The 24,950-nt window shown below is 56.6% G+C and carries 22 protein-coding genes; 14 read left to right on the top strand and 8 right to left on the bottom strand.

Translation table 11 applies throughout. From position 1 onward, the window contains the following. Positions 1 to 96: 96 nt before the first annotated feature. Together AC1RM7_RS18980 and AC1RM7_RS18975 are read left to right on the top strand one after the other, a co-directional pair. Positions 97 to 1,380, top strand: coding sequence for a site-specific integrase (locus AC1RM7_RS18980; RefSeq protein ID WP_492838823.1), 1,284 nt, complete (start codon positions 97 to 99; stop codon positions 1,378 to 1,380). A 102-nt stretch (positions 1,381 to 1,482) separates the two neighbouring features. Further along, a complete protein-coding gene (locus AC1RM7_RS18975; protein WP_156464358.1) occupies positions 1,483 to 1,698 on the top strand; it encodes a hypothetical protein in 216 nt (71 codons plus the stop codon). Positions 1,699 to 1,799: 101 nt separating this feature from the next. On the opposite strand, the gene AC1RM7_RS18970 is transcribed toward AC1RM7_RS18975, so the two are convergent. Continuing rightward, positions 1,800 to 2,030 (bottom strand): hypothetical protein, encoded by a 231-nt coding sequence (locus AC1RM7_RS18970; protein ID WP_156464357.1) that lies wholly within the window; start codon positions 2,028 to 2,030, stop codon positions 1,800 to 1,802. A gap of 419 nt (positions 2,031 to 2,449) precedes the next feature. On the opposite strand from AC1RM7_RS18970, the gene AC1RM7_RS18965 reads away from it, so the two are divergent. The 7 genes from AC1RM7_RS18965 (at position 2,450) to AC1RM7_RS18935 (ending at position 11,472) form a co-directional block, all read left to right on the top strand. Beyond that, positions 2,450 to 4,102 carry a hypothetical protein gene (locus AC1RM7_RS18965; RefSeq protein WP_056296696.1) on the top strand — a complete coding sequence of 551 codons (1,653 nt, stop codon included), beginning with the start codon at positions 2,450 to 2,452 and terminating at the stop codon, positions 4,100 to 4,102. Between the two features lie 125 nt (positions 4,103 to 4,227). Next, on the top strand, positions 4,228 to 4,458 hold the full coding sequence (locus tag AC1RM7_RS18960) for a hypothetical protein (protein WP_200941186.1): 231 nt from the start codon (positions 4,228 to 4,230) through the stop codon (positions 4,456 to 4,458). Next, positions 4,455 to 5,774, top strand: a complete 1,320-nt coding sequence (locus AC1RM7_RS18955) for an SIR2 family protein (protein ID WP_082512525.1) — start codon at positions 4,455 to 4,457, stop codon at positions 5,772 to 5,774. Before AC1RM7_RS18960 ends, AC1RM7_RS18955 begins: the two co-directional genes overlap by 4 nt. Beyond that, entirely contained in the window at positions 5,774 to 6,304 is a 531-nt protein-coding gene (locus AC1RM7_RS18950) for a hypothetical protein (RefSeq protein ID WP_056296689.1), read from the top strand. Before AC1RM7_RS18955 ends, AC1RM7_RS18950 begins: the two co-directional genes overlap by 1 nt. Next, positions 6,301 to 8,349: an ATP-binding protein gene (locus AC1RM7_RS18945; RefSeq protein WP_056296686.1), complete on the top strand. Its 2,049-nt coding sequence runs from the start codon at positions 6,301 to 6,303 to the stop codon at positions 8,347 to 8,349. Before AC1RM7_RS18950 ends, AC1RM7_RS18945 begins: the two co-directional genes overlap by 4 nt. Continuing rightward, positions 8,346 to 10,664 carry an nSTAND3 domain-containing NTPase gene (locus AC1RM7_RS18940; RefSeq protein WP_056296683.1) on the top strand — a complete coding sequence of 773 codons (2,319 nt, stop codon included), beginning with the start codon at positions 8,346 to 8,348 and terminating at the stop codon, positions 10,662 to 10,664. Before AC1RM7_RS18945 ends, AC1RM7_RS18940 begins: the two co-directional genes overlap by 4 nt. A 127-nt stretch (positions 10,665 to 10,791) precedes the next feature. Next, positions 10,792 to 11,472, top strand: coding sequence for a hypothetical protein (locus AC1RM7_RS18935; RefSeq protein ID WP_056296680.1), 681 nt, complete (start codon positions 10,792 to 10,794; stop codon positions 11,470 to 11,472). Positions 11,473 to 11,907: 435 nt separating this feature from the next. Here the strand turns inward: AC1RM7_RS18935 and AC1RM7_RS18930 are convergent, their stop codons facing one another. Continuing rightward, entirely contained in the window at positions 11,908 to 13,614 is a 1,707-nt protein-coding gene (locus AC1RM7_RS18930; protein WP_056296679.1) for a P-loop NTPase fold protein, read from the bottom strand. A gap of 543 nt (positions 13,615 to 14,157) precedes the next feature. Between AC1RM7_RS18930 and AC1RM7_RS18925 the strand changes: the two genes are divergently transcribed. After that, entirely contained in the window at positions 14,158 to 15,099 is a 942-nt protein-coding gene (locus AC1RM7_RS18925; protein WP_162244593.1) for a DUF4365 domain-containing protein, read from the top strand. A 39-nt stretch (positions 15,100 to 15,138) separates the two neighbouring features. Beyond that, positions 15,139 to 16,122, top strand: a complete 984-nt coding sequence (locus AC1RM7_RS18920) for a hypothetical protein (protein WP_056296673.1) — start codon at positions 15,139 to 15,141, stop codon at positions 16,120 to 16,122. A 379-nt stretch (positions 16,123 to 16,501) separates the two neighbouring features. On the opposite strand, the gene AC1RM7_RS18915 is transcribed toward AC1RM7_RS18920, so the two are convergent. Together AC1RM7_RS18915 and AC1RM7_RS18910 are read right to left on the bottom strand one after the other, a co-directional pair. Continuing rightward, a complete protein-coding gene (locus AC1RM7_RS18915; RefSeq protein ID WP_056296668.1) occupies positions 16,502 to 17,308 on the bottom strand; it encodes an HNH endonuclease in 807 nt (268 codons plus the stop codon). A gap of 88 nt (positions 17,309 to 17,396) precedes the next feature. Continuing rightward, complete coding sequence (locus tag AC1RM7_RS18910; protein WP_056298723.1) at positions 17,397 to 18,293, bottom strand: 3'-5' exonuclease; 897 nt, start codon at positions 18,291 to 18,293, stop codon at positions 17,397 to 17,399. A 134-nt stretch (positions 18,294 to 18,427) separates the two neighbouring features. Between AC1RM7_RS18910 and AC1RM7_RS18905 the strand changes: the two genes are divergently transcribed. Continuing rightward, positions 18,428 to 20,095, top strand: a complete 1,668-nt coding sequence (locus tag AC1RM7_RS18905; protein WP_082512608.1) for a RecQ family ATP-dependent DNA helicase — start codon at positions 18,428 to 18,430, stop codon at positions 20,093 to 20,095. A gap of 105 nt (positions 20,096 to 20,200) precedes the next feature. Here the strand turns inward: AC1RM7_RS18905 and AC1RM7_RS18900 are convergent, their stop codons facing one another. The 4 genes from AC1RM7_RS18900 to AC1RM7_RS18885 form a co-directional block, all read right to left on the bottom strand. Further along, positions 20,201 to 21,739 carry a recombinase family protein gene (locus AC1RM7_RS18900; protein ID WP_056296662.1) on the bottom strand — a complete coding sequence of 513 codons (1,539 nt, stop codon included), beginning with the start codon at positions 21,737 to 21,739 and terminating at the stop codon, positions 20,201 to 20,203. Continuing rightward, positions 21,726 to 22,256: a DUF2924 domain-containing protein gene (locus tag AC1RM7_RS18895; protein ID WP_056296659.1), complete on the bottom strand. Its 531-nt coding sequence runs from the start codon at positions 22,254 to 22,256 to the stop codon at positions 21,726 to 21,728. The genes AC1RM7_RS18900 and AC1RM7_RS18895 overlap by 14 nt, the downstream gene beginning before the upstream one ends. Next, entirely contained in the window at positions 22,256 to 22,609 is a 354-nt protein-coding gene (locus AC1RM7_RS18890; protein ID WP_056296656.1) for a DUF3489 domain-containing protein, read from the bottom strand. Before AC1RM7_RS18890 ends, AC1RM7_RS18895 begins: the two co-directional genes overlap by 1 nt. A 100-nt stretch (positions 22,610 to 22,709) precedes the next feature. Beyond that, on the bottom strand, positions 22,710 to 22,931 hold the full coding sequence (locus tag AC1RM7_RS18885; RefSeq protein ID WP_056296653.1) for a hypothetical protein: 222 nt from the start codon (positions 22,929 to 22,931) through the stop codon (positions 22,710 to 22,712). A gap of 387 nt (positions 22,932 to 23,318) precedes the next feature. On the opposite strand from AC1RM7_RS18885, the gene AC1RM7_RS18880 reads away from it, so the two are divergent. Continuing rightward, positions 23,319 to 23,822 carry an RNA polymerase sigma factor gene (locus AC1RM7_RS18880; protein ID WP_056296650.1) on the top strand — a complete coding sequence of 168 codons (504 nt, stop codon included), beginning with the start codon at positions 23,319 to 23,321 and terminating at the stop codon, positions 23,820 to 23,822. 68 nt (positions 23,823 to 23,890) lie between these two features. After that, complete coding sequence (locus AC1RM7_RS18875; protein WP_056296647.1) at positions 23,891 to 24,871, top strand: FecR family protein; 981 nt, start codon at positions 23,891 to 23,893, stop codon at positions 24,869 to 24,871. Positions 24,872 to 24,950 lie beyond the last annotated feature (79 nt).

Below are 24,950 nucleotides of genomic sequence, written 5' to 3'. Positions count from 1 at the left end.
GGGTAGGCGAGGGTTATGGCTCCGGGACGGTTTAGACGCGGATACATCCCCATCCGGAAGAGTGACAAACCGCGACGCCGCAGCGGGTTTGTAGTCATGGACCTCCCGCGCTACGTCGAGCCACGGCAGAACGCGAAGGGTGTCACCGCCTTTTATTTCTGCATCCCCAAAAAGTTCCGCGACGGCGGTTGCACGGTTAAGAACGAACCGCTTGGGACCGACTACGCAGCGATGACGGCGCGTGCGAAGAGTCTCAATGAGCAGTTTGACGAGTGGTGCGACCTTCAAAAAGGGCTTCCAGTATCGGGCGCAAGCGCTCCGCGCGTTGGGACCGTTGATTGGCTCTTTCAGGAATACCGGACCAGCAAAGCGTACCTAGAGAAGGTAGCGCTCCGCTCGCGTGGGAACTACGAATGGGTGATGCGGGAAGTCTGCGATACCCTCAACAAGCAAGGCGTGAGGATCGGGGACCATTCGATAAAGTCAATCAGCCCGAACGCAGCCGATAAGCTTTATGACAAATTCACTGTCAACTCTAAGGGCAAGACCCGCTACCGCGTAGCGGAGAAGATGACGGTTTGCTCTCGCAAAGCGTGGCGCGTCGTCCGCCGCCTGCATCCGGAAGAGTTCAACAAGGATGTGCCGAATCCTTGGATCGGCGTCACGATGAAAACGCGGGTGAAGCTGACCAAGCATGCCGTGACGCGTGACGAGGTTTATACGTTCGCGCATGGGGCCGTGCGCCTTGGCGAGCCGGAAGTGGCCGCTGTCGCTGTCATCTGCTTTGAATGGCTGCAACGCCCGGAGAACGTGATTGCGGGCATCATCAAGTGGAGCGACTATCGCAACCCGAGCGCGCCGAACATTATTCGAGTGGCGCACCACAAGACCGGAACGGTTGCACCGCATCCGCTGCAAGAGACATTGCCTGATGGCACGGTGATCAAATTCTACGGAGAGGCGGAAGAGATTCTTTCGCACCTTACCAAGCGCGGAACGCCCATGATCCTGCGGGCCGTGAACGGGGATACAAGCAAACCATACTCATTTTCCGGGATGCAGAAGATCGTCCAGCGGGTCCGGAAGGCGCTAGAAATGTCCCCCAAGTTCACGTTGGATGCATGCCGCCACGGCGGGCTTACGGAGCTTGAGGAAGCGGAGCTTACGGACGGGCAGGGCCGGGCGCTCTCCACGCACAAGACCCAGCAATCCTATGAGGGCTACGCGAAGCGGACGGCACCCCGGATGCTCTCTGCGACCCGGAAGCGATACGCCCATAAGGCCGCTGCGCTTTTGGAATCGCCACCTAACCTATTGATCGATATAGGGCCGGAATCGGCCTCGGATTCAAAAGCTGCGCTGAAATCATTGAAGAAGTAGGCGGATTTTGATTCCCCCATGCGGAGGTTCGAATCCTCCCGCCCCAGCCAGCCAGTGCGTGATTAGGAGAATTTCTCCGTTGGTTGCGAAAAAGGGCCGCCAATGGCGGGCTTTTCGCGCGGGCGTATTCTCCACAGGGACCGTTTTCCCGCCAACCCGACTAAAATTGGCAGCTATTCTCTGGCCCTCGCAGAAAATATTCCAGTTTTCAGAGGAGTTGAGCCAGAGATCGGTTCGATCGCACTGGGTGCAGGCCAGATAGGCGAGAAATTTCCATCTCAACTGCGCTTGTCTGTGCGCCGAGAAGTCTGCTTTTGACCCAAAGCGGACGTTCAGTGACGTCGGGTCTTGTGCAAAGCGAAAATTCGGTTAGCCAGCGAAGCTGGCTGATAATTGAAGGATGAAATCCATCGAGACGTTCACTGATAAGGAAACGACGAAATGATTATCAGTTGATCGCCGTTGAGCGTGTGGCCTCCACCATCTGATGGTTCGAATCCTTCGCCCCAGTCACCCAGTCCTGCGGTTTGCGACAGTTTACGGCCTGCGCCTCCCAGTCCGGAAAATCCGGCTTTCGCGCGTTCGACTTCGTCCGCAAGCTCCTGCTCGTCCAATCTCGCGGAAAAAATAGCGGAAAGTCTCTGGCCCATTGTCGGAAAACTCCTATTTTGCGGAGGTTATCGGCGGAAACTGGTCGATCACGACTGCCGTCAGCTTTTTTGAGGCTCTTATCGGAAGCGCATCTCGAACTGGTTGACGGATTTAGACGTGCCGCCGAAACCTTTCTGTCGAAGGGAGAATCATATGATTCCCTAATGAAATCCAGATTAGTAGAACGCTCGTGAGCCAGCACGTATCTTCAGAATACTCATCTAGGGAGGTCAAACTCGTCTACGGTGTCGATGTAAACGGCGGAATTCGACACGTCTCGGAGGTTGAACGCGGGTCTGCGTGCGGCTGCACTTGCCCAGCATGCGGTACCCCGCTCATTGCGAGAAAAGGGGACTATTTAACCCATCATTTTGGACATCAGGCTTCTTATGCATGCGCGAATGCGCCGGAATCGGCATTGCACAAGCTTGCGAAGGAGATCGTTGCGACGAAGTGTCGCCTCAACCTTCCTGAGGTCAGAGCCGAATTCAATGGTGAGGTTGTAGTTTTACACAAGGCGGGACTTGTTCGCTTCGACAGCGCAGTCGTAGAAGCGCAGCATCTTAAAACCATAGTGCCGGACCTTTATGCCCAACGCGCCGGACACCGCTTGCTTGTTGAAATCTACGTGACACATGCATGCGACGAGTTGAAGCGAATCGAACTTAAGAACCAGGGAATTGCTGCGATCGAGATCGATCTGTCGCGTCTTCTTAGGAATTCATCGCGGTCCGATGTTGAAGAAGCTGTACTAGAGAAAGCCGGACGACATTGGCTCTTTCATCCAAAGATAGATGCCGAAGTCGAGGCTATGCGCACGAGGCATCAAGCCAAACTCGATGTGCAACGTCTCAGATTCGAGAAGGAAGTGACGGATTGTCTGCAGCGATACGACGCGGGCCTGAAGGAATTGGCGAGCCGCAAGGTCGAACCATCCGATGAAGACGCAGAATTCTTCCGAATTGGGCTGGGTGCTCATATCGGATGCCCAGTAGGTGGGGCGGGCGGATTTCGCGTAACCGAACGGGAATGGCAATTTGCGCTTCTTCGTACCTTTTTGCCCAAAGACGCAGAGCGTTCCTCCTATCGGCACAAGGCGCTTTTCGACTGGCTGAAGAAGCAAAAGTTTACCAGAGCCGATTTTGACTACATTCGGCCTGAACTCGAAGATGCTGCGCGAGGGCGGAATGACCAATTCCGCAGTCCTTATCGAGCGGTCGAAGCGTACCTTGATAAGCTTGTTGAGAGAGGGATACTCCAAAAGCACCGGTCGTATTGGCTGTCCAAAAGCGTGTTCGACGGACTCCTTGATCTACGCGCTAGCGATCAACGCAAGGCATCCCGCAGAACAAATCTTACGGGACGCATTGAAAGGATACTGGCATCTTTACCGGATCAAGAGAGCGGTGATCTCACCGCCGACGAGTGGCTGAAGTTGCCACAGGATGGAGGACTATCGTTTGATGCCGCGATAGAAGCCGATGATGGCACATTCGACGAGATGGTCGCCCCCTTGCACAAGATCGAGGCGATGATGTTCCGGAATGGGATGTCAGTACTTCAGGCGCTCCGCTTACCGATAGAGCGTGAGCAGGAGCGCCAGGTAAACGCACGGAAACTGGAAGCGGAGGCCAAGGGATTGGCAAAGGCCGAATCGCTGCGTCTGGCTATGGATGGGCGCCGGCAAAGGATTCAATCGACGGCATCCGCGCATGGAGGCGAGTGGACATTGTGGATCCAAACAGCGCATCTGTTTCTTAATGGAAAGACGCCGTTAGAGGCTGCCATCGAAGGGGAGGATGGCATGAACCATGCGCTAGCCCTTTTGCGTGATGCGGTCGATAAACGTGCTCGTGAGCGATCAAAGGCCGAAGAAATACATCGGTGGCGAATAACCTTGGAGCGAGAGGTTTTCACGATATTGGGCAGTGCGGCGCAACCTTTTCTGAATTCGCCTTATTCCTTGGGGCCGAATGGTAGGAAGTTCAGGCCTCGAGACCATTGTGTATCGGAAGCAACTTTCAGGGAGTGCGTCGATCTTGCCAAGGAGGTACTGAAGAAGCGACGATAATCCCAAGCAGCGGCAAATTTCGAGCACGGCTACTCTATCTAATCGTGCGAGCAGTCGAAGCATGTTACAAAGAATGGCGGCAAGGGGTTAATTGCCTCTGCGCGTCACGCCAACCGGAAGAGAATATGGCAACTGCCTTGAACATTAAGAAGCCTTCCGTTTCAAAGCTCGAAAAGCGGGAAGATAAGTATCTGGTAACGCAGCGTGGTTACGACGAAGAGAGTGGCGGAAAGCTTGAGCTGACCGTAACGTTGCTGGAGAGATCGCCTGTTCGAATCGAATATCTAGACAACATGGCGCAGCAAGCCACGAAGGTGCTTCGTCGCCGGACAGGCACTCGAAAGGGGATCGCGTGACCCCTCAGACGATCGCTCGGCTTCTGGCTTCAATGAACGCAGGCCGCCTCCTCGTGGTCTGCGGCGCGGGGTTGTCGATGGCGCCGCCCAGCTGCCTGCCGTCCGCACGGATGGTCGCTGAGCGCTGCTTCGACAGATACCGTCTCGAATCTGACCCGAACTGCGACCTCGGCCTTCGGGACAATCTGGAGGCACTCGCCGAGCACTTTGCAGGCCTCAACACCCTACAATCGGTCTTCATCGAACACCTCGTGCCTTGGCCCGCTTTTGTGCGGCCTTCGAATGCAGGGCATGCAGCAATCGCAGATTTTCTCATTACCCGCGCCGCCGTTGCGGGCATATCGAGCAACTACGACACGCTGATCGAGCGACGCGCTTGGGACTACGGCGCGGACTTCCGCGGCTCGCTCGACGGAGACGAAGCCACCGCCGATTCCATCCGTCAGGCACCCTTGTTGAAATTCCATGGCTGCTCCCACCGTGATCGGCAAGCCACGGTCTGGGCGCCTTCACAGCTCGACGATCCAACCATTTCGGGGCGCATTGCGCGAAGCAAAGTTTGGATGGCTGCCAACCTTCGGCAGAAGGACCTGCTCGTCGTCGGCTTCTGGTCTGACTGGCAATACCTCAACGCCGTTATCGGCGAAGCGCTGATCGACGTGCAGCCGTTGTCCGTGACTGTCATCGACCTCTCGCCGACAAACGCGCTCGAGCAGAAGGCCCCACAACTCTGGGAGATCGCGCACGCACAAAACGTGACGTTCGAACATGTTCAAGAGTCAGGGGCTGCGGCGCTCGACGAGCTGCGTCGAGCTTTCTCATCGAACTACCTGCGTCAGGTCCTGGACGCCGGACGAGCCGCCTTCGAGCAAGCTACCGGAGCTCAGTGTAACCCGGCTTGGCTAGACGTCGGAAATTTCGACAGCGAGGCCCTTTATGGTCTGAGGCGGGATGCCGAAGGCGTCTCGGCGGCAGAGCCGGCCAAGCTCCTGCGTCCAGCAAATCCAGAAGCCCTCGGCTTTTTCCACTTGCTGCTCCGTCAGGCTGGCGCCGTTCAACGCGCCGATGGTTATCATCTGAACGGCCGGAGCATCCGAGTCCTCAACGGGGCGCAATCCATTATCGGGACGCTACGTGGGAAGTTCCTCGAGCCGCCTGCCGCGATGCAGTCCGACATTGTCGTCGCGGTAGGCGCGACCGACTTGGGCGTGCCGGACAATGTCGTGCGCAGCGGACGCACCGGTGACGTCATTCGTCCAGACCCGGCAGGTGAATGGTACGACCTACCTGGGGCAAGAGCTGCGTTGGGCATCTGATGGACATCTTCACCCAAACCGAAATCCTCCTTCGCGACGCACAGTATGAAACCTGGACGTGGACCGGCTCGGCCGGCCCGGTGACCTGTTTCGAAAACGCGGCGCTGATGGGATTCGTCCACGTCTTCGACAGTGCAGACGCTCTCCTCGGCGCCTGGAAGGAGAACCAGAAAATCGCGCTCGCTCGGCATGCCACTTCGTTGCGCGGCGCCGGAGTAAAGGCGTGGAACGTGTATTCGGTCTTCCTGACCCCGGATCAGGATGCGCGCCGAGGGCGCGAGATCGAGCGCATCGAAGAGGATTTCTCTTTGACCCGAAAGATCGCGAGGGCCTCCATCACCACACCTGATGACGTTGAGAAGGCGCTGCTACCGCTACTGTCGATACGCTCCAAGCCGTTGCTCGGCGCGTCCAACTTCGAAACAAGACTGCGGACCAGGCTGAAGGACATCCCTCCGGATGCCGTTACCGCGTTTCTCAGCGAAACCACGCCGGCAGAGATCGCTCGCATCTTAGGGGCGACGTCATGAGGCTTGATTTCATCGAAGTATGCGGCTTTCGTGGCTTCAGGGATCTCGTCCGGATCAATTTCGGACGGGGCTTCACCGTCATCACCGGTCGCAACGGCGTGGGCAAGAGCACGCTGTGTGATGCGGTCGAGTTCGCGATCACAGGCTCGATCGACAAGTACGCCGTCGAAAAGGCCGCGAAGGAGAGCCTCAGCGACTACCTTTGGTGGCGCGGCGAAGGTGTTCCCAAAGCCCACTACGTGACAGCCTCTTTCATCGACGACAGCGGGAACCCATTCACCATCACGCGGACGCGGGAACGTGGCTCCGATCGCTCAGCGGAGGATATCCACGCCGCGCTTTGCCGTGGACCTGCACCAGACGACGCACTTCGGCAGCTCACCCGGACGTCGATCATCCGCGACGAATGGATCGCCGCGCTCAGCCTGGATCTCACTGAAACGGAGCGATTTGATCTCGTGCGCTCGGCGCTCGGTGCATTGGAAGGATCGGAAGCCGGTAGCAGAGCCAAGGAAATCGTGACTGCCGCCGAAGCCGCGCACACTAAAGACGAGGCCGCCTATGAGGCTGCCCGCTCGCGACTGGCCGACAGACTGACGCAGCAGTCCGAGACACAAGCCGCGTTCAGCCGATCAGGTGATGCGTCCGGCGCGCTTCAGGTGATCGCCGCCGCGGCGCCGGATGCGCCCACCGAGCTGACGGCACGTCTGGCTGCAGGTCGAAGCGCGCTCGCAAACGGACGAGCCAGATTGGGTCGGATGGGCGAAGCGCTTCAACTCGGTCGAGAGGTCGCGGCGGCGCAGGCGCTCTACAACGCTCCCGAGGCTGTGGCGAACCGCGAGGCCGCATCGGCAGCGCACGAAGCAGCGCAGCGCGAGCATGAGGCCGCACAGAAAGCCGTCTCGGAAGCCGAACTACGTCTCTCGCGGGAAGAAGAGATGGACGCGATGGCGACGTCGCTGAGTCTCCTCGTTGAACATGGCGAGCGCCTCGGGTTACACGACGATCATTGCCCGCTATGCGCAGCCCATCGAACATCGGACGAATTCGCTGCCGGTCTGGCCGCCGCGCGTCAACGGATTACAAAATTGGCGTCGGGCGTTCAGGCCGCCCGTGATGCTCTCGCCACCGCGAAACTGAACGCGCGACAACCCAGCCTCACGTTGCAGACAGCCACCGCCGTGATCCAAGCTCATGCGGACGAGCTGCGGCGTCTGCGCGACCAGGAAGCGGCGCACGTGGATTTCTACGATCAGTGGGGGCTCGATCACCGCTTCATCCCGGATCCTGACAGGCTGGAGCAGGCCATTTCTCCAGAACGCGACCGGTTGATCGACCTCGAGCGCGCGCTACTCGTGCTGGAGGCCTCGCAAGCGGTCTCGCGAATGTCGTCGATCGAAAGCAACATCTCGGCGCTGCGCGCTGAAATCGAAAAGCTGGCGCAGTCGGTCAGCCAGTCCCAAAATGCCGTCACAGCGGCCCGCGAAATCGAACGCTCTGTCCGACGTGTCAGCGCGGAAATCATCGACGAGCGCCTCGCTCAGATCAGTCCTCTGCTCAATGAGCTCTATCAACGCCTGCGACCGCACGCCGACTGGCGGACAATCGACTACAGCATCCGCGGTGACGTCCGACGTTTCCTGAGCCTCAAGGTCGGCGACGGGTTGAACCCGCAATTCGTCTTTAGCAGCGGCCAGCGTCGCGCCGCCGGTCTCGCCTTCCTTCTTTCGGTCCATCTTGCGCGGGCGTGGACACCGCTTAGGTCCCTTCTACTCGACGATCCCGTTCAGCACATCGACGATTTCAGAGCCCTTCACCTGGTCGAAGTGCTCGCCGCTCTGCGCTTGGACGGGCGCCAGATAATCTGCGCCGTCGAAGACCCCGCGCTGGCCGATCTGCTGTGCCGGCGCTTGGTGAGCACCTCGACGGAGGGAGGCCGGCGTCTCGACATCGACCTTGGTCCGCTCGGCGCCACAAGCGTGGTCATCGACCAGGAAATCAATCCGATGCCGGTCGGTGTTTTACGTGGTGTAGCCACTGCATGACGACTGAGAGCGCGCAGATCGAGCTTCCAGCGCCACGCGAACGCCGTGCGCACGGACCCTGGAGCGATCTGGCGCTCCACACCATCGGCTGGCGCGCGTTTCAGGATCTTTGTTCGCAGGTATGCGAGGTCGTGCTCGGCCGACCCGTAGAGATCTTCCGTGAAGCACAGGACGGCGGCCAGGACGCGGTCTTCCTCATCCCCTCGGGAACGGCCGCAACGCCCATCGGCACCGTCCAGTGCAAGCATACGTCCGATGCCATGAAGGCCTTGAAGCTCAGCGATCTCACCGCCGAGCTTGAGAATGTCGACGAACTGGTCAAAGCCGGTCAGGCGGACACCTACGCCTTTATGACGAACATGAGCGTAGATGCGCCTGTCGCGGCGGCGATGCGCGCCAGGCTTCGGGTGCTCGGCGTGCGCAGGCCGCACATTCTTGGTCGCCAGTATATTGTCCGGGTCATCAGAACCAGCGCCCGCCTGCGGGCCCTCGTCCCACAGGTCTACGGCCTGGGAGACCTCACGTCGATCGTTGATGAGCGTCTGAGCGAGCAGAGCCGGGCGCTCCTTGACAGTTGGATTCCAAAGCTCCGCACTTATGTGCCCACAAAAGCGCATCGCGACGCCGTCAACGCCATTTCCAACCACGGCGTGGTGCTGCTGTTGGGCAATCCATCAAGCGGCAAATCAGCGATCGGCGCGATCGTCTCGACGATCGCTTCGGAAAACCCGGACAACACCGTTCTAGCTTTGACCAGTCCGCGCGATTTCGAGGCCGGCTGGAATCCGAACGATCCGGGCCGCTTCTTCTGGATTGATGACGCCTTCGGCTCGAATGTGCTACGCGACGACTATGTGCAGGACTGGGCGTCGGCTTTCTCGAAGCTGCGGGCCGCGATCAAGCACGGCAACCGATTCCTCCTCACCTCCCGCAAGCATATCTATGAAGCGGCGCGGCGTCGGCTCGGACAACGCAACCTTGCCCAATTTGTCGATGGCAGCGCCGTCGTCGATGTCGGCGAGCTGACCTTCGAAGAGAAGGCGCAGATCCTCTATAACCATGTGAATTTCGGCGAGCAGAGCCAGAGCTGGCGATCAAGCGTCAAGCCACACCTGGCCGCAGTCGCCGCCGTACACGACTTTCTTCCTGGGATTGCGGAACGTCTTGGCGATCCGAACTTCACCAAGGGGCTCGCGCCTCGCGAAAGCTCCCTCGTTCGCTTCATGGAAGAACCGACAGAGCATTTGATCGATACGGTCAATGCCCTGGATGATCAGCTTCAAGCCGCGCTCATCTTGGTTTACGTCCATCAAGCCGGCTTCGATCCCAGCGACCACGATGTGTTGGCCGCGCAGGCGGTCGCGGAGCTGACGGGGTACAGCCTCGCTAAGGTCCAGGATTGTTTCGCCGAGCTGAAGGGCTCGTTCCTGAAACTTTCCGGATCAAAATGGACCTTCGCCCATCCGACGATATCCGACGCGCTGACGGAGATCCTGCGTCAGAAGCCGCATATGATGGCGGCGCTCATACGGGGCGCGACGATCGACACCATTCTCAACAGTTTCACGTGCGAGGGCTCGCCTCTGATTCGAGACGCACTTGTCATTCCGGCGACGCTCGACGATGCTCTGGTCGGTCGGCTCGGCCACACCCCCGATGAATGGCACCGCAATTGGATGCTGTTCCAGTTTTTGTCTTATCGCGCTAGCGATGAAGTATTAGCGAAGGCAATCGAGCAGTTTTCGGGTCTACTTCAGCGCTCATGCTGGCAAACTGAACTCGCCGGCAGCGATCCCCGATTGGCTACCCACGCCCGCGCCCATCGTATGGGTGTTCTGCCCGATGACCTTCGCATGGAGGCGGCCGATAGTCTCGAGTCCTCTGCGCTTGTGGATCTCGATGCTTCCTTCTTTGAGGAAGAGGAAATGCTCGCTCTCATTCCGCCGCTCCGTCTTGTCGGCTTAGGAATCTCGCTGCGGGCGAAGATTTTACCATCGCTTGAAGAGCGTATCGACGAAATTGCCACGGATGCTGACCTGGACGAAGAACCTGAGAGCCACTTCAAGAAGCTTCTTGGTGTACTTGATTGCCTGGAGGCGATTGGCATCGATGCGGACGCTGCGGCCTTAGTCAACGACGCGCGCAGTCAGGTGAAGCAATCTATCGAAGCTCTTGAAGAGCGCAAGCGTGAGCGGGATGAAGACACCGAAGACGAAACTGATTGGACGCACATCGTGACGCAGAGGAAAGAGGAGATTTTACCCTCTTCTACGGTTATGACGAAGCGTTCGGTGTTCGACGATGTTGACAAATAGCTAAGACTTGCACCGATCAAGAGGCCCGATTGAGGTCTTTTCTGAAAGGACAGGTCCCATAGGAAAGAAACTTGTGCTCGAATTTTGCAAATAAATTATAGAGGTCGTCAATCGAAGTGATGCGTTTATGAGCGACAATGAGATGTTAAAGAGAATTTCAACCTGGACGCCGCTTGTTTCGGGTGTCGCGTTGGCGACGCTTACTGTGTTCAATGTTGGGTACTTCTCAAAGATTGGAATTCATTTTCTCGGAGTCGTCGATTTTAGCAATGTTGTGTATTCGTTCGGTCTTGCTTTTGGTGTAGTGGGGATGCTTTTTCTTTTGATCGGATTCGATACGTTTGACTACGTACGCAAACCAATTGATTTCGAGAAGGCGTTTCCCTTTACGTTGGCGCTTAAAGTAATTGCAGCGATTGTCTTTCTTTCATTCTTGCTCGGGCTGGTCTTCGATTGGCAATATCTGAGAACTGACATTTATGGAGCGATAGCTTCATTCTTCACAGCTTTTTGTATTGGGCTTCATGGGTATGTTCGTTTAAGAGCGTCAGGAAATTTATTGCCAAGCGACTACATCCTGGCTTTTGCTACAGCCCTTATTGCTCTTCTATTTTCTGGTCGTGCTGTCGCTGAAGGCCAAATTGTGTATCGGTTGACGTACAACGTCACGACAACAGACAGGTCTTTAAATGACGTTCGGCTCGTAAGATCTTCTTCAATGGGCTTTATTATTGCTGAAGGAAGAAAAATACTTTTCATTCCAGCGTCACAAGTTAAGCAAATAGAGTCCAGAACGCCGGCCAATTGAAAAAGGGCATTGCGGTAGAGCTTCGGACAGAACGTCGCGATGTCCTTTTGAGAATGGATGAGGGCCGTGCGGATACTCAGGAATCTCAATGTCCAACGTCGGGAGGTCAGTTAACGACGGAGGCGTCATCGATATCGCCTGAGATTATGACTATGTGGGAGATACGATAGACATCAATCAATTTAAAAGTGTCAGGCTGCTGACAAGGAAAGTCGCCAATGGCGTCAGGCCCGGCTAGGGAAATGGAAGGACGCCCAATCCGTCTGGAAGTTCTCAAAGCGAGATAGTTGGCGGTCTATCCAATATATTCCTCTTCTGCGCGTGCGGGCGGCAAAGCCGGTCAGTTACTATGCCAAGGCCGACGTGATGCGAACAATTGGTCGACTGGAGTTGAGAAGGAACCGCCGGGGCGGTTGGCGGGTTGCTGATGCCGGGTCAGGCCAGGTCATCAGCCGTGATATGGAATTTAAGTAGGCGGCGAGCATTGAGAGGGCTTTCTTTGCCGATCAGGATGAGCGCTGCCTTGGCATTGTCGGCAATCGTTCCGTACGCGGGATCTTGCTGTCGAATTCCGTGAAAGCCCAATGCCGCGCCAATGACACGGCGAAGTCGCAACCCTTCTAGATTTTTGAACATGTTGTAATAGTCATCGACCGACAGGGTTGCGAGCAGCTTGGTGTCCGTCTGGCTCCAGCCGTGATTGAAGCCGATGCTGTGGAGGATTTCCTCCGGCGAGCGCTCCTCGCGAAACGTTTTCAGCTTCTCTGCAAACGCATGAAGTACGTCCGGGTCTTGGATGTTCTCGGTAAACGGATGCGACGCGAGGTCGTAAAAGTTATAATCCTCGTCCTGCCTTCGCTTGATAAAATGCGCCAGCACATATTTGGCGGCCCGTTCCCGTCCGAGGGTCTTCAGCAGACTCACGGCGCCGTTCAACTCAGACGGGGTCACGAATTTCGCGTGAAACTGCATCGCGCTGACCAGGGCGCGGACGATATCGCGGGTGTTGTCTTTGAATGACTCGTGGAAAAGCGCCCATGCGTCAGCGAAGGACTTTGTCGAGTCCATCTGCTTCAGTCGCTCATTCATTTCCTCGGCATTGCGCTTGATAAGGTCTTCGTCGAAAAAGCCACATTTGACACCGTCGAACAAAGCCAAATCGAAAGCGTCAGTTGAGGAATAACCGTAGTTATCGAGAAGCGTATCCCACTTGTGCTGTTCCGGCTGCTCGTCTGCATCATCAAACACACCGGCCATTTGGTCATCGCGGCGGGCCAAGATGAAGTCGATGAGGGCGTTGTCATCCGCCGCAGTCCTGGAGAAGTAGGCCCAGCCCAACAGTGTGAGGGTGGAGGCTGCCTGTTCGGCGACCTTTTCGTGATAGCCGTTCAGTACCGGCAGCACATCGGCGAACAATCGCTCAATCTTTTTGATGACGCGGATATTGGACACGCCTAGGGAAATGCACCGTTGAGAGAGCAGATGCGTCGTGGGTGCATCCTTGTCCAGCGCAATTCTGACGCTCTCCTCTTCGGTCGGAGCAAAGAGGAGCGACAGGTCGATGACCTTCTCCTGGTAGCGGGCAAGGTCTTTGGCGTCTGTGTCGGTTAATGCCTCATCGTTGAGGATCATAACGACCTTACATCCGCGGCGTTCGGTCAGGTATGACACAAGGCCAAGGACGTCGATGATCCGCAGATTGCTACCGCGGCGTTCCAGATCATCAATGCACACGATACGGTCGCGCACGGCGAGGAACGAAATCGCCTCCAGCGTGGCGGAAGCTCCTTTAAATCGCGAGATGACCGATATGAGCTGCGTGCCAAACGACTTCACGACGAAATCGGTGTTGGTCTGCAGCGTCTTCAACGAAGGCTCGATGCCAACATCCTTCGTGTCGATAGTGTTCTCGTAGATGGAATATTTTAGCTCGTTGAGATTCTGCAGGCCGAAGAGTGAGACATAGGCATACTTCTTGAGGCCGATGGTGGCCTTCGTCTGTTCAAGAAGCTTGTTCCAAAGATAGGTCTTGCCGACGCCCCATGCGCCCCTAAGAGCGAGCACCTCAGGCTTGGAAGATTCCAGGAAGCGGACAATCTCACGGGTTACCCGGTCGGTCGCCGTGCGTTCGATGTCGGTCAAGATTGGCCCCCGCTAGCCTTAAGCGGGCAAACACTAGCCGAACATGACCAAAACGGTATAGTGGAGCGTCCTGCCCAAGCGAGCACATCGCACAGGAAAGTCCGAAGTCGGAAAACGGTCACGGGGTTATCCGACATAGGCTATCCGGTCGGGGGCAAAACGACCGGGATGGGACGAGGCCACCGGTGTGCAACAACGGAGCCGATGAGGGGGCGCCAGGAGCAGCTTTGACCGTTTGTCCTTGCCGTCGCCCCCAAGTCGCCAAAACAAAAGGCCCCTTATCGGGGCCTTTGGAGTTTCAGCTTAATCGACGTAGCTGACGTGGGACTTGGTCTGCAGGAAGTTGTCCGCATCCGGGTTGGTCTTGGACTGGTGGAAGCCGGTAAACAGGCCCCCGGTGATGCGACTGCAAGGCTGAGTACAAAAGCTATGGTGGTTTCTTCTCGTTGATTTATATCCGCCTTAGGGCGTGATGGAATCATGACCCAAGCTTAGATTGCCGTCACTACGGCTTAAGCCACTGAAAACATGCGGATGACGTCCATGAAGCAGACGGACAGAGAGGGTGTGAACGCCGTTGAGGGCATTGTCCTTCGAGAATTGAAGTGGGTGTTTAGAGAGCAGCCGATTTCGGACTGGGGTATCGATGCCCATGTCGAGGTGACAAACCAGGACGAACCCATCGGCAGGCTGCTCGCCCTGCAGATCAAGAGCGGCAAGTCGTTCTTCCGGAAGCGCGGCAACAATTACGTATTCTACGGGGAGGGCCGCCACCTTCGCTATTGGCGCAACCATTCCCTTCCAGTGACCATAGTGCTGCATGACCCTGATACCGGTCTGACGCTTTGGCAGCGCGTCGAAGAGAGCCTGATCAAGTTTGGCAAAAACGACCGGTGGTCAATCGAGATACCGCCCGACCAAATCCTTAACGCCGACGCGAAAGAGGGCTTGGAGAAAGGCGTCTCGGACATCACCGCGCTTCGCAAGCTGAGGCTAACCTTCGATCTTCCGTTGATGAGGGAGTTCGCTTCGAAAGACGAGGTATATCTCGTTATTGATGAGTGGGTGAACAAGAGCCTCGGCTTTCGCGATGTAAGCGTCTTTTTCGACGCAGATAACATCGACGATGGCGAGCCCGACCATGTAATCGGCATGTGGTACCCGACCCATAGCATCGGCGAGTACATGGCCAACGTCTGGCCGTGGCTGTCATACGAGTACATCGACGAGGTGCCTGAATGCTCCGGGTACGAAGAGGTCGAAGCGCACAAAATCAATGTTGTGCTGAACGACATCGGCAAGGCTTTTCTGACGCTCGAAGATTATTATGCGAACGGTGCGGAGGTGATTGAACCCGAATATCCTGAGTCTGAGCTGGAATATGATGCGGACGCTGAAGAGTATTATGCCTGGATCGAGGAAGAGGAGCGGAAGGAAAAGGCTGGCGAGAAACCCCCGCTCGATCCCAAGGACGCCCCGTTTTGACGTAGTGTGGTGGGAAGCCGCTGATTCGTTAGGGATACCGTGAGCGACGCGTCCGAACAATCGATCGAGGAATTGTTGGCCACGTCAACGGCGCCGGCCATCATCCCATTTGAGCTGAAAGGCTTCGCTGACGAGGAGACAGCGAGAGCATTAGCCAATCGCACGACAACCTTCATCAGATTCATCGGCACCCGGATGAATCTGGAGAATCTGGTCGGCGTTACTGTCGCATATGACTACGCCAAGGCCCTGACTGAGATCGACCGCGGGTATGAAACCCGGCATGTCCTCACGCCTTCAACCGAGATCGCGCATGGGGTCGCGATGGCGCCCGGCGTATTCCGTGATGGCGTGCTCAAGACCTACCTGGCCTTCAACGCGAATGTCCTGATGCATCTGATGGAGGGGGAGGGCGAGAACTTCTCCCAGGTCTATTACCAACTCGCACACGAGTGCGGTCACGTCCACGACCGCACTGCATTCGATGTCGCGATACCGGGCCTTCTCCAGCGCCCTTATGACTTTGGGAATGAATTGGCCCGCATTAAGTTTAGTTTGGGCTGGGGAAGCTGGGGTGAGTACGCAGCGACCAGACTGAGCGCGTCGTTCTATCCTGAGCAGATCGTCCATTTCGAGGAGACATTCTTCGCCGCACTGGAAGGCCTCGATGAGCGCATTGATGCAGCGATGGATGCTTTCTGGTATGATGGCGATGGATGGAAATGCTTCAGGGCGGTCACTGGCGAGTACGACCGGTTTTTCACATTCACCTCTTATCTCATCGGACACATAAGTGGACTAGACGGTGAAGTTGACCGAGCGCCGAAGTTCAAAGAGTTCTTCCAGTCCGGCAACTGGCTCGCGCAATACCTCATTGAGTTGGACAAGGTGCTTGAGAGCATCTGGAGCAATTACGGGGATTGGAAGAGCTTCGAAGAGTTCAACGGGATAGGCGAGCTGATCGTGTTGATTGCAACTACGCACGGCGTTCACCTAACGGAAGATGGACTCGCCATCTACTGACCTGTTGCCAACATCAGCGGTGCTGTGCGCATAATCGGTTGTGCCTGCAAAAGCCGCCCGCAAGCCCGGACGTACGTTCGATTATCTCCCTGCATATTCTGACCAGGCCGCGAAGCTCTGCCGCCTTGGCGCCACGAATGCAGAAATTGGCGACTTCTTCGAGAAGGACGAGCGCACCATCAACAGATGGAAGACAGACCATCCCGAGTGTTGTCAGGCCCTAAAAGCAGGGAAGCGATTATTCTTCCAAAATGAGTGAAGGCCGCTGCACTGCCGCGCGGGTTCGCTTCCGAAATAAGCTCACGAATGAAATTCCATAACATCGGATGTGCGATCATGACCGGCTAATCCGCATTTCATGACATTCGATGGGCGAATCCTAATTCGGTTCAATGCTCTGCATCTTTGCTAAGAGGATGTCATTGTAAGCAGGTCCGTCTTTGCCTGCGTGGACTCTTCGATGGCAATTTGGGCATAGAGAAATAACAAATGCAGGATCGTCGGGCCCGCCGTCACTAACGCGCCGAATATGATGGGGCTCAAGATAGGGGCTACCGTTCTTCCGGATAAATGGCGCTGGAGAGTTGCATCCCTCACAGTTTGCGCCGGCGCGCATAAGCACGTAGTTTCGAACATCTCGGCTTCGTTGGTAAACATTTCGAGTGCCGGCAACTTGAGTTGGCGGAAAGATGCCGGCAGAAGCTTTCGCCAGGGCGCGAAGCTGCTCTAGGTCATTTTTGTCATCCAGAGGTGCATCCTCCGTGGCTTCGAATATCGCACCAAGTGGTCGAAGTTCAAAAACGATTGCATCACGTTCATTGTTCTCGCGATCGGGTGCTCGCTCAATGTGGTGTTTTTCGTAGACCATCTCGCTTACGAATCGGAGGCCTTCAGTGGTTTTGCGAAAAAGCAGCAGACCCTTTCCTTCGGCCGCATGTGTAGCAATCGCTAAATTTCCGCGCTGCAGCGCCATATCGCCGACTTGTCCTTCGCCGAAATACTCAAATGCGCCGTCAGCCCGCATGCGATCGGCATAGCCGTGTTCTAAACCTTCTTCGCCGGTAATGATGAACACGACTGGGTGCTGTGACGGTGTGATGATTCCCCCTTGCTGCTGACCACCAAATTTCGCATGGATATCGGCGCGCCGATTGTACACCTTATCTTCTTCGAAACCCCAGCTCATGAACCCGCCCCCCTACCATTCACCAGTAGAATGTTACTCAAGCAGCAGAGGTGAGCAATGGCCGAGAGGAACATTCCATAGGATCGGATCATATCCGCTTAGAAAATCGCTGTGCGGCGGTGATCCGATTGGAGAACAGATCAATGTTACGCTGGTAGATCTCGTCGCGTAAGAACTTGAGCTCATCAGCTTGGCTTGCTTCCGGAACATCGACATACCAAGCTTTGGGGCGGCCGTTGGACCCATCATTCCAGCGATACTTTCGCTTTTTCAGTATCTCACGGAGATCGAAAGGAGATTGCTCAGCCCATATACGTACCGTAGGCTTGCGAGCGGATTCGAGTAGCAGCGCAAGTGCCGTACTCTCACTCCCATTTGGCTTCATCGACATAATTTCTAGCAGTGCTTTGCAATCGTCGGCTGCTCGATGTGAATGATGAAAGTAACCGCATCCTGCCAAGAGATAGGCTAGCCGGGATCCTTCAAAACCCAGCTTGCGCCATTCGACCTGGGTTGCCGAGCAGGCCCAGTTCTTGTGCTCAAAGGTCGACCAATAGCGTTCGCTAAATTGGCGATCGAAGGCTGCATTGTGAGCGATGATGATCGCTGCGTCTGCGACGAAGCTGTTGACGTCATCGGCTGAAATTCTATGGCCGGCGACGAGTTCGTCAGTAATCCCTGTTAGCTCTACAATTTCGGATGGTATCGGCGTAGACGGCTCATTAAACGCCTCGAAAACATCGGTGATATGGGTGATTTCACCGGAGGGGAGATAGGCGAATTTCACCATCCCCAATTCAATAATCTCGTCCTTACTCGTGTCGAGACCGGTCGTCTCAACGTCGAGCGCCACGCCAACCCTAGTGTTTTCACTTTTATCGGGGACGCTCATCTCGCGTGGTTTTAGCCGGCGAAGGACGCGATAGTCCGGGCAGAGCGAGAGCTTTTCCGCCATGGCGTCGAGTTCGGAGTTTGATACAGTCATGGTTGTAGCGGTCCGGAATAAAGCACGTCGACTATGCGGGATGCCCATCATATTGAACTGGACGACGGATTTTTCCAAGGTTTGCCGGAATATTTTCGGGTAGGTTGGCTGGCAAGCACACTACGGGTCCGTTGATGCTGCCTTCTTCAATAGAGTGGAAGCGAATTCGCACGCAGGTTATTCAGCGGGATAACTTCAAATGCGTGGAGTGCGGGACTGTCGCGAAAAGCGCAGATATCGATGTGCATCATCTGCTGCCGAGGTCCGCAGGTGGTACTGACGATCCATCAAACTTGGTCACCCTCTGCGATGGTTGCCATGCGGCTCATCATCCAAAACTCGCAGGCGGGCTTGCTCGGCGCGCAATCGAGCGCTGGGCTGTTCGGTTGGCGCGTTGGCTGGACCGTGACGGAGAGGTGGTCGCAGAGAGTCAGGCCTTTGGTGCTGGGCTTCGCTTGTTCGGCCTCGATCGGTTCAAAGAAGGCCAGCTACCGATCATCCAGGCGGCTTTAGCCCGACAATCGTTGTTGGTTGTAAGTCCCACGGGCTTCGGCAAGACCTTATGTTTTCAGCTGCCTGCTGTTTTGCGGCAGAGCATTAGTGTTGTCGTCTCGCCGCTAAAGGTCTTGATGGGAGAGCAGGTTTCCTCGCTTCTTCGACGTAAGATTCCGGCAAGCTTCATCAATAGTGATCTCGATTCGGGCGAGAAGCGCCTGCGGTATCAACTTCTCTCACAAGGCAGCTTTAAGCTTCTTTATGCCGCGCCGGAGCGCTTCTTTGTACGAAGTGGAGCCGAGCAACAGGTGCTGCGCGCGATGCGCCCAAGTTTCTTGGTGATTGATGAGGCCCATTGTGTCGATCAATGGGGGCGAGATTTTCGGCCCGAATACGGGCGACTTAAGGAAGTGAGAGAGGCGCTGGGATCTCCTCCGATCCTGGCATTCACCGCAACCGCCGGAACAGAGATGCAGCAGCGCATTCTGCATTCTCTCGGAATTCCTGATGCGCGGGTGTTTGTCCGCGGCGTCGATCGGCCCAATATTGCGCTGCTGCGCTGGCAGGCGCCTGCCAAAGAAAGATCGGCGATCATCGCAGCTCTTTGCCGGCTTGCTCTTCCCGGGAGCGGCAAGTTGATGATTTTCGTGCCAACTCGCAAGATTGGTGAAGCTCTGCAGGCCCATCTCGCTCGTGAAGGGCTTGAGACGCCGTTCTATCATTCGCAGCTCGGTAATAGCTGGGAGCGAGAGCAATTGCTTAAGCGTTTTGTCGGCGACAGCAGACCTGTCGTTGACCGTATTATTTGCACGAGTGCTTTCGGAATGGGTCTCGACGTACCGAATGTGCGTATGGTTGTTCATTGGCAGCACCCCGGTTCGATCGAGGATTATCTCCAGGAGTTTGGCCGTGCTGGTCGCGATGGAGCGCCGTCTGTCGCCGTCCTGCTACAGGGAGGGGAGGTAAAAGAAGATATCGGCCTGTTGCGTTACATGGCCCAACGAGCAATCAACGGATCCAAGTTGAGCGATGAAGCGGCCATCGTGGCACTGCGGCACAAGCATGAGCAGATCGCCGTCATGGCCAGTATGGCGCGTAAGAGTGCCTGCTTCCGCAAAGCGTTGGTTGGCTATTTCGAGGGACCCGAGAAGGTGACGCGAAGGAGCATATCAACGCGCATTATGGAATGGGTCTTTGCCGACGCTAGGCGTAATCAGAGCCGAGTGGCTTGCTGTGATGGCTGCCATCAGGTCGAGATCGTCAAGAAAGGGAGATTGAACTTCATTCGCAAAGTGCTGGCTTCATAGCGGGGATAGAGAACTCGCGGCACCTTCCATTTTCTAGGTCGACGAAGCCCGCGTCCGGCGCGCGGGGGAGTTTTTTGTTCCATAACATCGGATGGGCGGCTCCGATCAAAACCCCAAGGTGCGGCATTGCCCAGACCAGGCCAAAGGCAGTGTCTTTGGAATCCGGGCCAGCGTGATGGTTGGCGGTTGATCACCCGTCAGAATGGCCTCGGTAATGGAAGGCGCCAGAAACGCATAGCGCAGCTCCTGCCGAACGACTTTCGGATGGAGTTTGACCGACGTGGCTATCGCCTCGACGCTGTCGAATTTGCCCAACTTTAGATCCCGCAGCCAGGCATGCGCACGAACAATTGCCTGCAAAAGCTTTGGATCTGGCTGATCGGCATAGTTCGAGGATGGCGCCAGTGCGGGACCGTTCTTCACTGAGGCTTGCCACGGAATCTCGATGGTTTGTGCATTGTCTGATTGCAGGCGGATCATGATCTTCTTGGGATGCACGACGACGTCAGCAACGGAATCCACGACAAGATGTCTGAGCTGATCATCGGGAGTCTGCACGTCCAGTGCGAGGTGCTCCCGGATCGCCGTGATGACCAGGTTCTCGATGGCCTGTGCTGGAATCCGGGCAACGGAGCCGGCTTGAGTTTTTCTGCCGCGCATAAGAGCGCGTGAAATATAGAACCGATAACGAATGCCGTTCTTGACCGTAAAGCTCGGGCTCATTCGGTTGCCACGATCATCGAGAATCTTGCCGGTGAGAAGCGCCCCGCTGGTTGATCGACGGGTTTGTGTGGTGACGCGGTTTTCGGCGAGCAGTGTCTGCACCTGATCGAAGCTCTTTTGATCGAGAATTGACTTGTGCTCAGCCGGATACCATTTGCCATCATGATGGACCTCGCCGAGGTAGACGCGGTTCTTCAGAAGATGGGCGAGGGGACCATAGGTGAAGGGGATGCCGCCACGAAATTTCGGGACCTTGGTGTCGCGCCGTTTGGTGACGATGCCGCGCTGGTCGAGATTCTGGACTAGGCGGCTGAAGGATTTCAGAGCGATATATTGCCTGAAGATGGTGCGGACGGTTTCGGCTTCCTTCAGATTTATAACGAGTTTCTTTTCTTTGGCCTCGTAGCCGAGGGGAACAGTCCCGCCGGTCCATTTGCCTTTGCGGCGGGAAGCGGCGACTTTGTCCCGGACGCGCTCGGACGCCAGTTCTCGCTCGAACTGGGCAAAGGACAGCAGCACATTCAATGTCAGCCGTCCCATAGACGAGGTGGTGTTGAACTGTTGGGTCACAGCGACGAATGAGATTGACTTCCGATCGAAGGTCTCGACCAGCTTGGCGAAGTCAGCGAGAGATCGGGTCAGGCGGTCAATCTTGTAGACGACAATGACGTCGATCAGACCGGCCTCGATGTCTGCCAGAAGCTGCTTCAGGGCAGGGCGATCGAGATTGCCGCCGGAGAACGCCGGATCATCATAAGGCTGAGGTAGAACACGCCATCCCTGTGAGGCCTGACTCTTGATATAGGCCTCACATGCTTCCCGTTGAGCATCGAGCGAATTGAACTCAAGTTCAAGACCGTGCTCAGTGGATTTACGGGTGTAGATGGCGCAGCGAACCGGTTTCATATTACTTGCGGCCACGGCAGGCTCCCTTTCTAACCCTTTTTGCCTGGACCGTCTTGCTTGCTTCTTTGCTTGCCGTCCGCAGCCCAAAGAACTTCGGGCCATTCCACCGCGTGCCGGTGATCCGATTGGCGATCTCCGAGAGGCTGGTGAAGACCTCCCCTTGGTAGGCGAAACCCTTGGCCAACACTGTGACCCTATGCGTTTGTTCGTTCCAAACCCGCACCAGTTCCGAACCGGGTTTAATCCGCTGCGGCATCTCAAGAGGGCCAGTCTTTCCGGAAGCTACCGATCGTACCAGTTGGCCGAGTAGCTTCTTCGCCTCCCCAGAAAAGCCGCCATAGGCTTTGTCCTGTACGCGCTGGGCAATACTCCGCCGCAGCAGGTCTGGCCCAAATGCCCGGGGAGGTTCGGACCGGATTAGCTCCCGATATCTGATCCGCAAGTTGGCAATAGACATGGAGCCGATCTGTTTTAGCTCGGCTTCCACCCTGGGATCGATTGGTCGCCCATTCGATGGGGAACGGGTGTGCATCACCTCGAGCCTGCAGGCTTGCCAATCCGGTAGCGGCGCTCGCCACCAACCTTGTCAGAGATCAGATTGAGCTTCAGTTTCTTGCGGACGACTCCCGCAAAGAATCCTCGCACTGAATGTTGCTGCCACTCGGTGGCTTTCATGATAGTGGCGATGGTGGTGCCGGACGGCGCGCGGAGCATGTCGAGGACCCTGTCCTGTTTGGACACGGCCGCATCTGGCGTCTTCAGAGTTACCGGCTTCTTCGGCGCGACAGGCGGCGGAGCCTTCAAAGCTGGTTTGGTCGATCGCTTTGGTGCCGGTCGGGATTTACGCGCCGTCTTGCGAGGTGGCTTACGATTGCTGGTGGGCATTCTGGTTCTCCTGCATGCATGACAGCATCCTGTGCCGCCACTGCTGCAAGCCCGTCGGTTGCCGACGGGCGGAGAATCCATGGATTCGAAGGGATCGATCTTATTTGAGCGACAACCGGTTGAGCAGTGAAGCCGCATCCTGCAAACGGCCGGTCTCATAGACGATCTGTTCGAGATCCATCGAGACTCTCACGCCTTCACTAATGCTTCCAGCGAGCGCGCAGGCTTCAGCAGCTTTGGCGATCCGAGTGGCCTCGCCGAGGCGAATGCCGATCTCGGTGAGGATCAGTCCAATTGCCTGTTCTGTGATTTTGCGGTCCATCATCTGCCTCCATTTACGGTGACAGTGACGCTCCACGTGTGAGGGAAGTCGAGCGGAAACGCAGCAATCTAGTGGCTCATATCAGCCGATCCGGATCATAAAATGATCAGGAAAACCCCTAAGCTGCGCGGCTTGGGACGCCACGGCCGCCAAAGCAGTGTTTGAGCAACTTCACGGGATCGAGGTCACAGGACCAACGATGCCTTGCAAGAATTGCGACTATCTTGATCAGCATGCGTTGCACGCACCCAACCACCTGAACTTGATGAATTCGCATGAGCCATCTTAGATACGATCTAATTTATTGTATTTGCGACAGAATTGCCGCCACGCTAACTGTTCACCCATTGATTGGAAGCGCGCGATTGCGTCGCTACGGGCTTATCGATGAGTGTGCGTACATTAGACCTTGCCGCTCTATACTCTTCGGAACGTGGACGTCTGCACCGGCTGATTAAGCGCATCGTCGGCAACCGCACCATCGCCGAGGACTTGACGCAGGATACTTATATCAAGCTCCACGCCCACCCTGTTGGCGCAGCCGATCGCGGCCTGCTGTTTCGGACCGCTCAAAACCTAGCACTGGATCATCTTCGCGGGCAGCGCGTGCGAGATGGTTATGCCCGGGCGGCCCAGATCGAACAGGATGCCGTCGATGAACACGCTCCCGAGCATGTTCTTGCGATGCGGGAGGAGTTGGAGGCGCTTCTGGCGGCGCTTGCGACGCTGCCCAAACGCACGCAGCAGATATTCCTGCTGAGCAAACTGGACGGCATGAGCCATCCCCAGATCGCCAAAGCACTCGGCATCTCCGTCAGCACAGTTGAAAAAGATATGGTCCGTGCGATTTCCTTCTGCCGTACTTGGCAGAGAAATCGTGATACGGAATGAGGGATTCCGGCGTTAGAATCGTTCTCTTACTGTCGGGTCTATAACGACGGGACGAGCGCGGTTCTCAGATGAACTCCGATTCAGAGAAGATACCGGATACCGAGAAACGGGAGCGCGAAGCTACCGCATGGTTCGTGCGTCTGAATGAGCCCGATGTCGCTGACCAAGAGCGCCGCGAGTTCCGGCGCTGGCTCGCTGAAGACCCCGCTCACCATCAAGCGTTCAACGACGTCAAGAGCCTTTGGAATAACCTGGATGCGCCCGCGGCAATCCTGGGCGAAGGAGGCTGGCACCGGCAAGGGTTGAAAAAGCCGAGGCCACTGTCTGCCCGGGGCGGGGCTGTCGGATCAGCTTTGGCCGCCTGCCTTCTGGTTGCGATTGGAGGGCTGATCTGGCGCGATCCGGGGTTTTTCGATCGCCTCCGGGCGGATCATGCGACGAGGCCCGGCGAACGGCGCAACGTCAGTTTGGCCGACGGCTCGCAGGTTTATCTCGATGGCGATACAGCCGTTACCGTCAAGTTTACGGCAGACGGAAGGTCAATCGAATTGCTGCGCGGGCGTGCGTGGTTCGATGTCGTCCACAATCCCAAGTCACCCTTCTCCGTGCACTCAGGTGTGGTTGAAACGCGTGTTCTCGGCACCGCTTTCTCCGTCGATCAAGAGCAGGGAGAAGTCGGCGTCACGGTCGAGCGCGGGCTGGTGGCCGTGTCGCGTTCGGGTGCCGACCGCGTTCAGGTTCCTGCCGGTAAGCATCTGTCCGTCGGAGGGGGGCGCATCGGACCGGTGGTTGAAGCCGACCCGGAGACTGCGCTTGCGTGGCGCAGGGGGCTGATCATCCTCGATCAGGCGCCGCTCGGCAGAGTGATCGACGAACTCGCGCGCATGCAGCCCGGCCGCGTGATGATGACTGACAACTCCCTGCGGCAGTTGAAGCTGACTGGCGTTTTCAAGGCGGATGATCCCGACGCTATCGTCGAGGCGTTGCGTTCTGCGCTTGGATTGCGAACCGTCACGGTTCCCGGTCTTGCTACGCTGGTTTTCCGCTGACATGGCCTGAGATTTTTTTTACGGGGTTCGCTCGTCTGAATCGTTGTCTGCATGTGGCCGTTAAGCATTTCGGCCGCTG

Source organism: Afipia sp. GW822-FHT03D08, from assembly GCF_058801645.1.
The sequence above is the reverse complement of the archived record's forward strand: the minus strand, read 5'-3'. Positions and strand labels throughout refer to the sequence as shown.

Coding starts and splice junctions, on each gene's coding strand:
- AC1RM7_RS18980 (WP_492838823.1), top strand. CDS start 97: ATGGACCTCCCGCGCTACGTCGAGCCACGGCAGAACGCGAAGGGTGTC.
- AC1RM7_RS18975 (WP_156464358.1), top strand. CDS start 1,483: ATGGCGGGCTTTTCGCGCGGGCGTATTCTCCACAGGGACCGTTTTCCC.
- AC1RM7_RS18970 (WP_156464357.1), bottom strand. CDS start 2,030: ATGGGCCAGAGACTTTCCGCTATTTTTTCCGCGAGATTGGACGAGCAG.
- AC1RM7_RS18960 (WP_200941186.1), top strand. CDS start 4,228: ATGGCAACTGCCTTGAACATTAAGAAGCCTTCCGTTTCAAAGCTCGAA.
- AC1RM7_RS18950 (WP_056296689.1), top strand. CDS start 5,774: ATGGACATCTTCACCCAAACCGAAATCCTCCTTCGCGACGCACAGTAT.
- AC1RM7_RS18945 (WP_056296686.1), top strand. CDS start 6,301: ATGAGGCTTGATTTCATCGAAGTATGCGGCTTTCGTGGCTTCAGGGAT.
- AC1RM7_RS18940 (WP_056296683.1), top strand. CDS start 8,346: ATGACGACTGAGAGCGCGCAGATCGAGCTTCCAGCGCCACGCGAACGC.
- AC1RM7_RS18935 (WP_056296680.1), top strand. CDS start 10,792: ATGAGCGACAATGAGATGTTAAAGAGAATTTCAACCTGGACGCCGCTT.
- AC1RM7_RS18925 (WP_162244593.1), top strand. CDS start 14,158: ATGAAGCAGACGGACAGAGAGGGTGTGAACGCCGTTGAGGGCATTGTC.
- AC1RM7_RS18915 (WP_056296668.1), bottom strand. CDS start 17,308: ATGAGCTGGGGTTTCGAAGAAGATAAGGTGTACAATCGGCGCGCCGAT.
- AC1RM7_RS18910 (WP_056298723.1), bottom strand. CDS start 18,293: ATGACTGTATCAAACTCCGAACTCGACGCCATGGCGGAAAAGCTCTCG.
- AC1RM7_RS18905 (WP_082512608.1), top strand. CDS start 18,428: ATGCTGCCTTCTTCAATAGAGTGGAAGCGAATTCGCACGCAGGTTATT.
- AC1RM7_RS18895 (WP_056296659.1), bottom strand. CDS start 22,256: ATGCACACCCGTTCCCCATCGAATGGGCGACCAATCGATCCCAGGGTG.
- AC1RM7_RS18890 (WP_056296656.1), bottom strand. CDS start 22,609: ATGCCCACCAGCAATCGTAAGCCACCTCGCAAGACGGCGCGTAAATCC.
- AC1RM7_RS18885 (WP_056296653.1), bottom strand. CDS start 22,931: ATGGACCGCAAAATCACAGAACAGGCAATTGGACTGATCCTCACCGAG.
- AC1RM7_RS18880 (WP_056296650.1), top strand. CDS start 23,319: ATGAGTGTGCGTACATTAGACCTTGCCGCTCTATACTCTTCGGAACGT.
- AC1RM7_RS18875 (WP_056296647.1), top strand. CDS start 23,891: ATGAACTCCGATTCAGAGAAGATACCGGATACCGAGAAACGGGAGCGC.